This window comes from Polaribacter sargassicola, assembly GCF_021991835.1.
Taxonomy (GTDB): Bacteria; Bacteroidota; Bacteroidia; order Flavobacteriales; family Flavobacteriaceae; genus Polaribacter; species Polaribacter sargassicola.
The window spans coordinates 1-278 of the sequence record NZ_JAHDAU010000249.1 but is presented as its reverse complement, the minus strand read 5'-3'; the positions used below and the strand labels follow the sequence as shown (position 1 = coordinate 278).

1 protein-coding gene is annotated in these 278 nt (G+C 64.7%); it reads left to right on the top strand.

From position 1 onward, the window contains the following. Nucleotides 1-278: HNH endonuclease signature motif containing protein (locus tag KI686_RS16710; RefSeq protein ID WP_237590432.1), on the top strand; the 278-nt coding region annotated here is incomplete at both ends.

The following is a 278-nucleotide window of genomic DNA, read 5'->3' as shown; positions in this document are numbered from 1 at the left end:
AGATCCTCGACCTCGGGCGCGAGAACCGCCTTTTCACCAAAGCCCAGAAGCTCGCCCTCGTCGAACGCGACGGCGGGTGCGCACGGTGCGGACTCCCGCCCCACATGACAAAGGCGCATCACCTGAAATGGTGGAAGCGCGACGCAGGGCCGACAGATCTGTCCAACGGGGTCCTGCTGTGCGAATCGTGTCACCACCGAATTCATGACAACGGGTGGGACATCCGAATCGACAACCCACCCGGAGACCACGCGGGCACGGGCGACACCGCCGACACG